Genomic DNA, 13097 nt, shown 5'->3' on the forward strand with positions numbered 1-13097 from the left:
GCATGGAAAATAAAGCGATAGCCAAAATCTTTAAATTGTATAGCCAACTCATGGAGTTGTTTGACGAAAATCCGTTTCGGACTAAAGCGATGGCTTCCGCTTCCTTCAAGATAGATAAACTCCCCTTCCCTGCTGCAGGTGCTACGATGGAGGAACTCAGTACGCAGCCTGGCATCGGTAAAAGCACGGCTGAGCGGATTCTGACGATTTTGGAGACCGGATCACTTCCCGAATTGGACGAGCTGATCGCCCAAATGCCTTCAGGCGTTTTGGCTATGCTGACGATAAAGGGACTGGGACCCAAAAAAATCCGGTCCATTTGGAAGGATCTGGGTATTGAGTCGGTAGGTGAACTGCTTTATGCCTGCAACGAGAACCGTTTAATGGAGGCAAAGGGTTTCGGCTTTAAAACGCAGGAAGAAATCCGGAAAGCTATTGAGTTTTCTAACGCCAACCAAGGTTTTTTCCTATATGCTAAAGTAGAGAAAATTGCAGCTACCCTATTGGGATTGTTGGTCTCCCACTTTCCGGAAAAACAACATATGTTGACCGGAGAAATGAGACGGAAATGTGAAATTATTACCTCCGTAGATATCTTGACTACCGCTAGCATCACAGCGTTAGGTGCTTTTTTGGAAGAGCACCCGATATATACCGATGTGGCCTCTCTGGATAACGCCGTTGAATTTTCGGATGAATTGGGAATACGATACCGTATACAGTCCACATCGGAAGACCTTTTCGCGCGGGATTTGTTGCTGACAACCGGGAGCGAAACCCATTTAGAAGCACTGGCGTCTATTCAAGAAGATCTTCCTAGCTTGGCATCCGAAACAGCAATCTATGAAGCGCTTGGCTTGGCCTATATAGAGCCCGAGTTAAGAGAGGGTGCAGAGGAGATCCGTTGGGCTCAAAACGGGCAGCTACCTACTTTGATTACCTTTGCAGACCTTAAAGGCACCTTGCACAATCACTCTACTTATAGCGATGGTGTACATTCGCTGGAACAGATGGCTACGTACAGTAAGACGGAACTTGGTTTGGAATACTTTGGTATTTGTGATCACTCCAAGACCGCGGTTTACGCGGGTGGTTTGAGTATCGAACGCGTGCAAGAACAATGGGCAGAGATTGAACAGTTAAATCAAAAGTTAGCTCCTTTCCGTATTTTTCGCGGTATAGAATCAGATATTTTGGCTGACGGTAGCTTAGACTATCCGGATGATACGCTCGCGAAATTTGACTTCGTGGTCGCCTCGGTTCATAGCAACCTGCGTATGGATGAGGAGAAAGCTACCCAAAGGCTGATTACGGCCATCGAAAACCCCTATACCACGATTTTGGGACACCCTACCGGCCGTTTGTTGCTGAGTAGACCCGGTTATCCAATCGATTTTAAAAAAGTAATAGATGCCTGTGCAGCTAATCAGGTAGTTATTGAAATTAATGCAAATCCGTTACGGCTAGATTTGGATTGGCGCTGGCAGCGATATGCGTTAGAAAAAGGCGTGTTGTTATCCATCAATCCGGATGCACACCGTATGGAGGGTTTGGCGGACATGCAATATGGCGTACATGTTGCGCGAAAAGGCGGACTGTCGGCCGAGCACTGCTTGAATGCTTTTTCGCTGGCGGACATTACCGCGTACTTCGCGAAGCAGAAAAAATAAAGGGCTCTTTAGGAGCCCTTCTCTTTTATTTCTTATAGTATTGCATTGCTCTTGGAATGAGCTTCTGAATATCGGCTACGCGCCGTGCATCACTAGGGTGCGTGCTCAAAAACTCCGGAGTCGAATTAGCCTTCGATTTTGCGGAAGCCATACGCTCCCAAAAAGCGACGGCATGTTGGGGATTATATCCGGCCATCGCCATAAACATCAACCCTAATTCATCGGCTTCTGACTCATTTCCTCGGGAATATTTTAACATGGCGAGCTGTCCTCCAATGCCATAAAAATTATTTACTAGCCCCTGCATAATCGTACTTTTTCCGGAAGTAGCCATGCCCAACACCTGTGCTCCGACTTGCAGCGCATATTGGTTAGACATTTGTTCCATGGAGTGACGAGCGATTGCGTGCGCGATCTCGTGCCCCATAACGGTTGCTAGACCATTTTCATTGGCCGTAAACGGTAGGATACCGGTATATACAGCCACCTTTCCGCCAGGCATACACCAGGCGTTTACATCGTCACTTTGTACCAGATTAAACTCCCAATTGAAGTTAAACTGATTGGACAGGCCTTCGGCCTTTAGGTATTGATTCACAGCTGCGGCAATCCGATTTCCAACTCTTTTGACCTGGGTAGCATCGGATGTTCCGGTTACTACTTTGGTATTCGGGTTTCCTAAAAATTCCTTATAGGCTACAGCAGCCTGCTGCTGTATCTGGTCATCACTAACGAGTGCCAACTGCTTTCTGCCCGAAAGTGGCACAGTAGAACACGCTGCCATAATTGCTGCCAGCGATACCAATAAACTATATCTAAATATCTTCTTCATAATAATTCAAGTTTGTCTACAAACAAAAACCGATAAAAACAAGATTATGCAAATCCTATGCCTAAAAGCTCGGTATATAACATTTTCAGTTGCGCTTCTCCCCTTTCACGAGCACCTCCTTGACCTTGATGTCGCATCCGGATATTTGAAAATGTAGAAATTTGCTATTGCATTTCATCTTATTTCAAATATACGCAGCGGCAATTTTTTGTCTCTTTTTTTCTAAAAAAAGGAAGATACAACCTTATACCTTCTTTCTTTTAAACAAATAAATCTTAGACTCGTGCCCTTTTAGCAGTCGTTCAATATTCTTTTGATGGGTTACTAATATCAAAGCACAGATAGCTATTCCATATAACAATACGGCCGGAACCGTCGTATGAAACACAAAGGCGATACTAAATGGGAAGGTAAAACCAGCTAGAATAGAGCTGAGCGATACATAATGGCTGATAATAAGGGTCAGCGTAAACACCGTTACGCAACATAATGCGGCCTGGGGATGGATAGCGATGACCATACCAAATAGGGTAGCTACGCCTTTACCGCCGCGAAAACCAGCGAAAATGGGAAACAGGTGCCCTAAGACAGCGATAACGCCCAAGGCTAATTGGAAGTTTACAAATTGTACCGAACTGGGCATACCGACAACAGCGGCATCTAACAGGTAGGGCAAATTGGTGGCTGTCCAGCCTTTGAATATATCTACAAACATGACAATCGACCCGGCTCTTTTCCCCAACACCCGAAAGGTATTGGTTGCTCCCGCATTGCCGCTACCGTATTCCCGGACATCGACGCCGTAGAAGGCTCCTCCGAACCACACCGCTGATGGAATAGAGCCAAACAGATATGCCAGGATAACTATGCCTATTAGATAAATCGAAATCATATATTATTTAAGCTTCCTAAAGTTAACTATACAATTTTAGCTTTTAAGCTTAAATCTAAACTTTTGACTGAATGTGTTAATGCGCCTACGGAGATATAATCTACGCCTGCCAATGCATAATCCCGTATCGTTTCCAAGGTAATACCACCGGAAGCTTCCGTCACTAACCGCCCATTCACCATCTCTACGGCTTTCGCTACCTCCTGCGGGGTAAAGTTATCAAACATCACGCGATCGACCGCTGCATTTTCCAATACTTCTTCCAGTTCCTTGAAACTACGTACCTCTATCTCGATAGGAATAGCTAGCCCGTTTGTGCTTCTATATGTTTGCGCCCGCGTTAACGCGTTGGTTATACCACCCGCATAGTCCACATGATTGTCTTTGATGAGCATCATATCGTACAAACCGAAACGGTGGTTAGCTCCGCCGCCGATAAGCACCGCCTCTTTTTCTAGAAACCGCAATAGCGGTGTGGTTTTGCGCGTATCTAATACCTTGGCTTTCGTACCCGCTAAGTGTGCAGCGTAAAGATGGGTGCGTGTGGCAATTCCAGACATGCGCTGCATAACGTTTAACGCCAGTCGTTCGGCTTTCAAAATGCTATGCACATTTCCCTGCACATAAAACGCAATATCGCCGGGTTTGACCTCGGCTCCGTCTTCCAGTGCTACCTCAACTTGTAAGCCTGGATCTATAATATGAAAGATATTTTTTGCTACTGCAACTCCGGCAAGAATGCCTTCGTCTTTTACGAGCAGCTTAGCTTCTCCTTGTACATTTGCTGGAATAGTGGATAAGGAAGTATGGTCGCCATTACCTACGTCTTCTTGCAATGCCAACGCCACAAACTGCTCCAGTTTACTCAACTCAACTGCCATTTAATTCGTATATTATTAAGCGAAGATGACAAAAAAATATTTTATTATAAAATCCTATAGGAACTTTTAATGGCCAACATCTACTCGATACGCACTTCGTCGATCTTAAATTCCTTATTGTTAGCCTGTATGAATTTAACAAAGACACGATAGTTCTTTGCATTGGATGTTAATGTAAATACGATAAACGATGTTGTTGAATTATTGGCCTGTTGAACGACTTTCAGTTCGTTTACTTTATTTGACCGGAAAAACTCCTGTAATAACAACTCAGCCTGAAATTTGGTAAAGGTTCCCTCCTCTCTCTTGATAGAGAGACTGACGGTATTATTAAAAAGGGCACTTAATTTTTTGGCACTGCCTTCTTTTAGCGCCGCTGAAGTGTTTTTCACCGCGTCCGCAAAAGAGGTACTCATGGCGGAACCCGCTATAGCTACCATGCACCACGAAACGATAAGTAAATACCGAAACACCTCCTTAGACCGCATAAATTCTATCCTCTGTTATCATTTGTTAGTTAGGATACTAAAACTATGCCATAATGTGTAGCAACTCACACAAACTGCCCTATCGCTTGACGGGACTATGATATTCTTGAGACCGGTAATAATTGCATCACCACTCAATAAACTGTTAAGGAATTCTTGACGGTTGGGATAGTCGGACTATAGCCACATTGTGTTCATCAAATAAGGTGAGCTTATTTCCATCAATCTGATAGCTCCGAACCCGGGGAAGATACGCTAAAAGTCCTTTTTCGATTTCCATATTTTCGCATGCGATCTCAGTATGGAATAATTGGAGAAATTGTAGGGAGCGGTCTCTCTCCACTTGGTATTTCCCGGAAATTCCGTTGCAATCCGTCTTAGAAATATATATCCGATCTTCGCTCCGAAACAAAATAGAGGGTAGTTCTTGTTTTTCGGAAATCGCTATCGTCTGACCGTTCAATTCTTGTAACAACCACAGATTATCCTCCAATCTGGCTGTGTCCGCTGTTAACGCTAGCGCTGTGTCGGGCGGCGGTAGCGAAGCGTCTGTATATTCAACGTTAGTGCGATTTAGTTTATTGCTTGTGTTACTCTGCTGGCACCCCATAGTTAACGTGGCAACCAGAAAGAAAATATTATAAAGTAAATTTTTCATTTAGATATCGCGTATATCTACTTCAATTTCTGTAAACGTGCTTTTGCCGAAGGAATGACATCATCTTCTTCTTCATAATTCGCTATCACGCTCTCCAACGTGCTTTTCGCTTGGAGTTTATTGCCTTTAGCGGCGTAAGTATCTGCTAGCAGAAGAAAACTCTTGGCTACCCAGTAATCATGTTCGCCCATGTTATTGACCACATCAAAGGCTGTTTCCTCCGCTTTGTCGTATTCCTTATTTTCATACTGCAGTTGTCCCATACGATATCGTGCTTCTGCACCAACAGCCGCTTGGCTCTTCGTTGCCAGATTCAGTTCTTTCATCGCAGCCGCGACATTTCTTTCTTGCAGCATGGCCCGCGCACTGTACAGGTGCGCCTTGGCGATGTCTTCCTCAGATGAACGGTTATCATCCTTGATCAACCTGGCATACTTAGCCACCTGATCCAAGTCACCGATTTCGAAATAACACCGCAACAGGCTAGTTACCGCGTAGTTATAGTTTTCTTTATCGGCTGAAGTAATCTCTAGTTTTTTGAGATGTACGATGGCCTCGTTGTATTCTTCCAAATCCAGGTATAGCGCGGCCGCCGTCAGCAAGGTGCTCTCCGTATACTCGCTGGTCCAGTCATTCAGAATAATGTTGAGATCCCGCAAGGCTTCTTTCGGGTGTCCGGTCCGGTATAAACTGACCCCACGGATATAACGCGCATGTTTTTCCTTGATAGGTTTTGGAAACTTATCAAAGTATGCATTAATCGCTTCCACAGCCGCTCCATATTGCCTCTTGGCAAACAGGGAATGTGCTACTCCGAAAGTAAAATCATCCTGCTCCGCGGCGCTTAGATTACTGATATTGGCGTTGGTCGCATAATGGATATAACTTGTCGCATCCCCGGCATCCAGGTAAATATTTTCGATAGAGCGCAGTGCCTGTCTCGCTTCATCCGTAGTAGCATGTCGCTCCACCACTCGTTGGAAGGATGCTTTGGCGGCCTCGGTATCACCATTATTGTACTGGACCAGGCCGATGGTCATCAATGCGCGAGGAACATAGCTGCTTCGAGGATACTGTTCGACCATCTGTTGCAATCCTTTTATCGCGGTATCGTGATCTCCCGTAGTGAAATACGTATACGGAATCTCGAAAGCCACATCATCTGCATAGTTAGAATTTGGGAACTGCTTTACGACGGACGACAACGTACGCAGCTTACCTTCGGTGTCGCCCTGTAAACCTAGGATAATACCACGTTGGAACAACGCATAATCCTGATTGGGAGCCTGGTTATTGATCAATTGCGCATAGTATTGGTTGGCTCGTCCATAGTCACGTACGGACAGATACGAATCTCCCAAACGTGCGATCACATCATGACGTATATTTTCTTCCATAGAACTTCCCTCCATAACCAGATAACGCTCAAAATATTCGGCCGCCATACGAAAGTTATCGTGACGGAACGCCGCGTACGCCAAGGCATAGTTTGCATGGCTATATACATCCGTATTCCGTGCGGCCGGTAAGCGGAGAAACTTAAGGAAATTATCTACCGCTTCCTTATACTTGCGTACTTCGTACATCGCTTCCGCTTTCCAGTAGGTCGCCAGCGCCGCCATTTCAGCGTCGATCGGGAATTTTTCCGACCGCATAAACATGGATATGCTATTTTCGAAAGCGCGCTCGTTATAGAACTCTAATCCGCGGTAGTACGTAGCTTTTTGATAGGTTTTATCCATTTGTTGATCCCGCTGCTTTAGAGACTCCAGCATACTAACCCCTGCGTGGAAATTGCTCGTACCCAACAAAACGGCTACAGATAGCGTTTCGGCACTCTCAGGGTTGTTGCCGGAGCGGTCCCTGTCCGCATACTGCTGAGCGATATAGGTTTGGAGCACCTCAAGGGCCATATCAGTGGCGTCTAATTCGTGTAAGACTTTAGCGTAGTTAAACCGCGCAACCATTTTTAATACGGGATCAAGGTCAAGTTCCATCGCTTGGAGAAAATAATCTCGTGCACGTTCTCTATCGCCGGTTTCCAATGCGATATGGCCTAGCGTAATTATCGCGCCTTGGTAATACGCATCCGAAGGTGCAATGCTTTCCAAGATGGAGGTCGCTCTCGGGTATTCGCCCGCGCGATACGCCAGATAACTGATGCGATAGTTGTCAATATTGTCTCGCGAAGCATTAGGGTTTCGCTTAAGTAACTCGTCGTTATAAGCTTGTTTAAATATGTTTCTTTCGAAATACGTGGCAGCAGCAATCTGACGCAGCTCGACCGCGATAGCCTCCCGGTCAATTCCCATATCGGGGCTCCGACGAACCTTTATGGCGTCCGCCAACATGGGGCGATACTCCCGTACGATATCAATAGAATCCATAACAGGAGCACGATCTCCGCGCTGTTGTTCGTAACTACCTCCCATGGCTTGCTGTTGCTCATCCACTACCTGTGCCGACCCCGCAATCAGCGAAGCTGAGCAGGTCACGGTAAGCAAGTATCTCAGGTATTTATAGCCGATATTTTCTTTCAATGTCACTGTTCCTCCGTATTTCTAAATTTTCCCCTAATCTTCCTTCGCCGAGGAGATATTATCGTATTCTTCGCCAAATTAGCTATAGTCAAAACTAAAGAATTCTATCCAATTATGTGAATCCTCAGCCAACAATGGACGTTAAAAGATGATAAAAAGTTCTAGGTTAACACTTTTTTAGCGAGGATCCGGCGGATGAAATAACTGCTAAAGAAAATGCAGTTTATTGTATTTGGTATTGGCGAATACAAAGCATTTTCTCTAAGTTTGTATGTGAGCAATTTAGAAAATAAAAAAGTAGCGCTACTAATCTTAGATGGTTTAGGCTACGGTAAAGACGATAATTCCAATGCTGTACGCGCAGCAAATACACCTTTTTTAGATCAGTTATTAGCTACTTATCCTAATTCCCGTTTAGAAGCTTCGGGAGAAGCAGTAGGTCTTCCGGAAGGACAAATGGGTAATTCAGAAGTAGGGCATATGAATCTGGGCGCTGGCCGTACGGTTTATCAAGAACTCGGACGGATCAATAAGGCAGCTAACGAGGGGGAATTCAACTCGAATGCAATTATTCAAGAGGCTTTTGATTATGCGAAAGCAAAAGGTAAAAAGGTGCATTTTATCGGATTATTGTCTGATGGCGGTGTGCATGCGCATATTAGCCACCTCAAAGCCTTGTGCGATGCAGCAAAGCAAGCAGGTCTACAGCAGGATCAAGTGTTTATCCATGCTTTTATGGACGGACGCGATACGGATCCCAAAGGTGGACTAGCCTATATAGAGGATTTGCAGAACCACTTAGCTCACTCTACCGGCACAGTTGCTAGTGCGATCGGTCGGTATTATGCTATGGATCGAGATAATCGATGGGAACGTGTGAAGGAAACCTACGATCTTTTAACGAAGGGAGTTGGTACGCCGGTTACGGATCTAAAAGAGGCCATAAAGGCATCTTATGCCGAGGGTATCACCGATGAATTCATTAAACCGATTATCATCTCGGACGCAGCAGGAAAACCGCTTGCAACGATCCAAGACGGAGACGTGGTCTTCTGTTATAATTTCCGTACAGATCGGGGTCGTGAGATTACCATTGCCCTAACCCAACAAGCTTTTCCAGAATACGATATGAAGCCGTTGTCCTTGCACTATGTGACGATGACTTCCTATGACGAAACATTTAAAAATGTACAGGTTGTGTTTCAGAAAGACAACCTAACCAATACGCTGGGAGAAGCTTTAAGCCTCCAGAACAAAACGCAGGTCCGTATTGCAGAAACAGAAAAATATCCGCATGTTACTTTTTTCTTTTCCGGAGGCCGCGAAGAGGTGTTTCCGGGTGAGCGCCGATTACTGATTCCTTCACCGAAGGTCGCAACCTATGATCTCCAGCCAGAAATGAGCGCCGAAGGTATCACGACGGCCATTTGCAACGATATAATAGAAAACAAGCCGGATTTTATTTGTTTGAATTTTGCCAATCCGGATATGGTGGGCCATACGGGTGTTTTCGATGCCGTGGTGAAAGCGGTTGAAACCGTCGATGCCTGCACAAAACAGGTCGTGGACACGGGATTGGAGAACGGTTATTCGTTTATTATTTTGGCGGATCACGGGAACTCCGAGTTTATGATCAATGAGGACGGCTCTGTAAATACGGCTCATACTACGAATCTCGTGCCTTGCATTCTAATCGATAAGGACTATCAAGAAATTAAGGACGGAAAGTTAGGCGATATTGCGCCTACTGTACTAAGATTATTGGGCGCTGAGATTCCAGCGGATATGAGCGGCAATGTATTGGTATAATATGAACAAAAAATATTGCAGCGCAGTAATGGTTCTTGTCCTTACTGCGCTGTTCTTATCTTGTGCTGACAATACCCAGAAAGAAAAGGTAAGCGCAGAGACATATTTTGATATCCCAACCTACTTCAAAGAAGAGGTAGCACGGTTAACATTAGAAAACCCGCTAGTTGAAAAAACAGTCCTTAAGGATAGCCTGTCCGAAACGAAAAGCCTACAGATCGCCGATTGGGAAAATGAACTTTCCAGTTTTGTTTCGATTGATCTGAACAAGCCCGTATATGCCGGGGTGTTAAAAAGAGATAGTACGGCTAATAGAATCGTTATCACCTCCACTGATCCGAAGCTGGATCTCGTACAGATAGAAATTCAATATGGTGAAAACAGTGAGCCTACGGCATTTCGTATACAACGGCATGTTCAGAATTCCTTATTCGAAACACAAGAAACGTTATTTTATGCGAAGGATAAGGAATATAGCCTCGAAAAGAAGCAATCTATTCGCATTTTGGGTGACAAATATTACCGTGTCGAGGGCTTATTTAATCGGCAAACCGAGCCAAAGAAATAATACGATCGCTAAAGCGGGTTAGCCGTCCCTGACTTTGCAAAAAGTCTAGGCTGATGATAAATGAATAGCCCACAATTTGCGCCCCCAGTTTTCCTAACAGTTTTGATGCCGCGACGACGGTGCCCCCGGTAGCAAGCAGATCGTCGTGTATCAAGACCTTACTTCCCGGTGAAAATGCATCCTCATGCACTTCGATTGTAGCCTGTCCGTATTCTAGTTTATAGGATTCCGATACAGTCTTGAAAGGCAATTTCCCCTGTTTCCGGATGGGAATAAACGGGATATTCAGTCGGTTAGCCAACAACATACCAAACAGAAATCCGCGGCTTTCAATCCCGGCTATGGCATCAATTTCGACATCTTTCAAACAGGCAACGATATGGTCAATGATTTCTTCACACAGTTGCTGATCCTTCAGGATAGGTGTGATGTCTTTAAATACGATTCCAGGTTGGGGAAAATCGGGGATATCCCGAATTATGGATTTGATGCGCGCCTCCAACATATACGTTCAATTAAAATCTAAATATGGTGCAATTTTACGCAAAAAATCATCAGTTAGGGCATATAATTTGGTTAAATCCGTCTCGGAAGTGAATGCGCCGTGCTGTTCGCGGTAGCGTACAATATGCATAGCTTCTTTATGCGAGATATAAGGATGTTGCGCCAGCTGTGCTGCCGTGAGCTGGTTTATGGTTATTTTTTTTAGTGGATGGTCTCCTAAGAATAGTAGTGGCTGCATTTTTTCAAACTGTTCTTCGGAAATACCATATACTTCTTTGACTTGCTCCAGTTGATGAAAACCACCTAATGCCTCGCGAAACTTGATTATACGGGAGGCGAGTACCGGCCCGATGCCCCAAATTTGTTGTAAAGCAGTGGTGTCGGCCATCGAAAGATCGATATATAGCTTCGCTTTTTCCGTTGTCGTCCGTTCCGTAACCGATGATTCCGCTATCCGAGGCGATGCTGGTTTGGTCTCGGGCAAACGAATATAGGGCGCCAGCCGTTCAAAATGTTCTGCAGAAACAACGTATAGTTTAGCTACGTCGGCCTTTGTACGAAACTGCCCGCCTTTGGATTCGTAATTTTTGATAACCTGTATCTGCTTTTCAGTGAAGCCTAGCCTTTTCCACTTCGCTTCGGACAGATTATTGGGATCGAAAGGAAACAACTCTTCCGCTGTTCGGATACCGACCGCTGATTCATCCGCGATAATCTGATCGGAACGTTTCGCAGCGGAATAAGGCGCCAATGTTTCCAGCTCCTCGGCGACTATCCGGGATATCAATACCTCCTCGCCTACCGCTTGTTTCGTATAGACACTGTATAGAAAAGGAACGATGCCTATCAGCCCAATAAGAATCGACAACACTAGAAATCCTCTGCGCTCGTTCTCACTCATGCCAAAAAGGAGGGCCAATCGTTTCATTCCATTGGTTCTAATTCAAAACACTTGCTTCGACTTCTTTCACGCGGGTCCCATCCTGTAAAAGTTTAGAAATCGCATTAAAGGGTCGGGACACCACTTTATCTCCTGCTTTCAATCCGGTTTTAACAATAATATGGTTGTCGTCCTGGATTCCCGTGGTTACCTCCGTCTGATTCACAATGTCTCCGTTTAGCACAAATACATATTCTTTTAATTCGGCGTTGTCTACCGAGTCAGTTAGGCTCGTATTCTCTCTTACCGTGACGGCTTGAATCGGAACAACGAGACCTCTATCCGATTTTGTATGGATCTGTACCGTTGCGGATAGCCCAGGTTTAAACGGGGAAGAATTTTTGTTGTCCTCCTCCATCAAATCCTCATAAGAGGATGTTTCAATACGGACTTTCACGTTGAAATTCGTCACCTGCTCCGCTGTAGTTACTGCGGTTGCCGAGCTGGCAGCCGTCGAAGAACTCGAGATCTCGGTGACGATTCCTTTAAATTTTCGTCCTTGAAAAGCGTCCACCTCTATCGTCGCCTCGTTGCCAACTTTTACCCGATTAATGTCGTTTTCATTTACTTCTACATTGACCTCCATCGTGGTCATGTTAGCAATACGCATAATTTCGGTACCTGCCATTTGAGCCGTACCGACTACCCTTTCGCCCAATTCGATTGACAAGAGGGATACTACGCCGTCTGAGGGCGCGTAGATGGTTGTACGAGACAAACTGTTACCTGCCTCCTGTAATTGCGCCTGCGATTGGTTGACACCAAACCGAGATGCCTCTACTTGTTGGCGCTGGGATTCCAGACTGGCTCGGGCCACTTCATAATCGGCCCGTGCTTTATCCATCTCTGATGCCGATATGACGCGCTTGTCGAATAGTGCCTGGCTACGTTTATAAATGGCCTCTGCGTTACTATAATTCGCTTCCTGCTGCTTCAACATTTGCTGTGCAGCGGCCAAATTTGCCTTTTGCTGATTGACGACGGCAGCGACCTGATCGTAACCCGATTGTAACAGATCCGGTTTAACACGACATAATACGTCGCCTTTCTTTACAACCTGCCCTTCGCGAACATTCAATTCTATAATCTCACCGGAAACTTCTGAACTCAACTTGACTTCAAACTCCGGTTGTACTTTCCCGCTCGCAGACACTAATTCGGAAATAGTGCGCTCTTTAACCTCGTCCACCGCCACTTGCTGTGCACCTCCATCGCCGAACCAACCCAATCGACTGCCGACGACAACCAGTATTAAGAGGGCTACTGCAGAGATGACCAATATTTTAGGAAGATTGCTCTTTTTCTTTGCCATGGA

12 protein-coding genes are annotated in these 13097 nt (G+C 45.2%); 3 read left to right on the top strand and 9 right to left on the bottom strand.

Features of this window, described 5'->3' with window-relative positions; all coding sequences use genetic code 11:
* Positions 1 to 2 precede the first annotated feature (2 nt).
* Positions 3 to 1670: a DNA polymerase/3'-5' exonuclease PolX gene (locus LKO28_RS13670; protein WP_227695530.1), complete on the top strand. Its 1668-nt coding sequence runs from the start codon at positions 3 to 5 to the stop codon at positions 1668 to 1670.
* A gap of 25 nt (positions 1671 to 1695) precedes the next feature.
* On the opposite strand, the gene LKO28_RS13675 is transcribed toward LKO28_RS13670, so the two are convergent.
* The 6 genes from LKO28_RS13675 to LKO28_RS13700 form a co-directional block, all read right to left on the bottom strand.
* The gene (locus LKO28_RS13675; RefSeq protein WP_227695533.1) at positions 1696 to 2502 is read right to left on the bottom strand and encodes a M48 family metallopeptidase; all 807 of its coding nucleotides are present in this window, start codon (positions 2500 to 2502) and stop codon (positions 1696 to 1698) included.
* Positions 2503 to 2746: 244 nt separating this feature from the next.
* A complete protein-coding gene (gene plsY / locus LKO28_RS13680) occupies positions 2747 to 3394 on the bottom strand; it encodes a glycerol-3-phosphate 1-O-acyltransferase PlsY (protein WP_227695535.1) in 648 nt (215 codons plus the stop codon).
* A gap of 26 nt (positions 3395 to 3420) precedes the next feature.
* Positions 3421 to 4275 carry a carboxylating nicotinate-nucleotide diphosphorylase gene (gene nadC, locus LKO28_RS13685; RefSeq protein ID WP_227695537.1) on the bottom strand — a complete coding sequence of 285 codons (855 nt, stop codon included), beginning with the start codon at positions 4273 to 4275 and terminating at the stop codon, positions 3421 to 3423.
* 80 nt (positions 4276 to 4355) lie between these two features.
* A complete protein-coding gene (locus LKO28_RS13690) occupies positions 4356 to 4763 on the bottom strand; it encodes a DUF4783 domain-containing protein (RefSeq protein ID WP_227695539.1) in 408 nt (135 codons plus the stop codon).
* A 145-nt stretch (positions 4764 to 4908) separates the two neighbouring features.
* A complete protein-coding gene (locus LKO28_RS13695) occupies positions 4909 to 5421 on the bottom strand; it encodes an META domain-containing protein (RefSeq protein WP_227695540.1) in 513 nt (170 codons plus the stop codon).
* A gap of 17 nt (positions 5422 to 5438) precedes the next feature.
* A complete protein-coding gene (locus LKO28_RS13700) occupies positions 5439 to 7967 on the bottom strand; it encodes a tetratricopeptide repeat protein (protein ID WP_227695542.1) in 2529 nt (842 codons plus the stop codon).
* 210 nt (positions 7968 to 8177) lie between these two features.
* Between LKO28_RS13700 and gpmI the strand changes: the two genes are divergently transcribed.
* Positions 8178 to 9770 (top strand): 2,3-bisphosphoglycerate-independent phosphoglycerate mutase, encoded by a 1593-nt coding sequence (gpmI, locus tag LKO28_RS13705; protein WP_227695544.1) that lies wholly within the window; start codon positions 8178 to 8180, stop codon positions 9768 to 9770.
* A gap of 1 nt (position 9771) precedes the next feature.
* Positions 9772 to 10338 (top strand): hypothetical protein, encoded by a 567-nt coding sequence (locus LKO28_RS13710; protein WP_227695546.1) that lies wholly within the window; start codon positions 9772 to 9774, stop codon positions 10336 to 10338.
* On the opposite strand, the gene LKO28_RS13715 is transcribed toward LKO28_RS13710, so the two are convergent.
* The 3 genes from LKO28_RS13715 to LKO28_RS13725 are packed head-to-tail and all read right to left on the bottom strand — an operon-like array spanning position 10310 to position 13094.
* Positions 10310 to 10843: an adenine phosphoribosyltransferase gene (locus LKO28_RS13715; RefSeq protein WP_227695548.1), complete on the bottom strand. Its 534-nt coding sequence runs from the start codon at positions 10841 to 10843 to the stop codon at positions 10310 to 10312. The two genes, LKO28_RS13710 and LKO28_RS13715, sit on opposite strands and share 29 nt — an antisense overlap.
* 6 nt (positions 10844 to 10849) lie before the next feature.
* A complete protein-coding gene (locus tag LKO28_RS13720; RefSeq protein ID WP_227695549.1) occupies positions 10850 to 11770 on the bottom strand; it encodes a helix-hairpin-helix domain-containing protein in 921 nt (306 codons plus the stop codon).
* Positions 11771 to 11780: 10 nt separating this feature from the next.
* A complete protein-coding gene (locus LKO28_RS13725) occupies positions 11781 to 13094 on the bottom strand; it encodes an efflux RND transporter periplasmic adaptor subunit (RefSeq protein WP_227695550.1) in 1314 nt (437 codons plus the stop codon).
* Positions 13095 to 13097 lie beyond the last annotated feature (3 nt).

The sequence above is a fragment of the Sphingobacterium sp. FBM7-1 genome, assembly GCF_020687765.1.
Classification (GTDB): Bacteria; Bacteroidota; Bacteroidia; order Sphingobacteriales; family Sphingobacteriaceae; genus Sphingobacterium.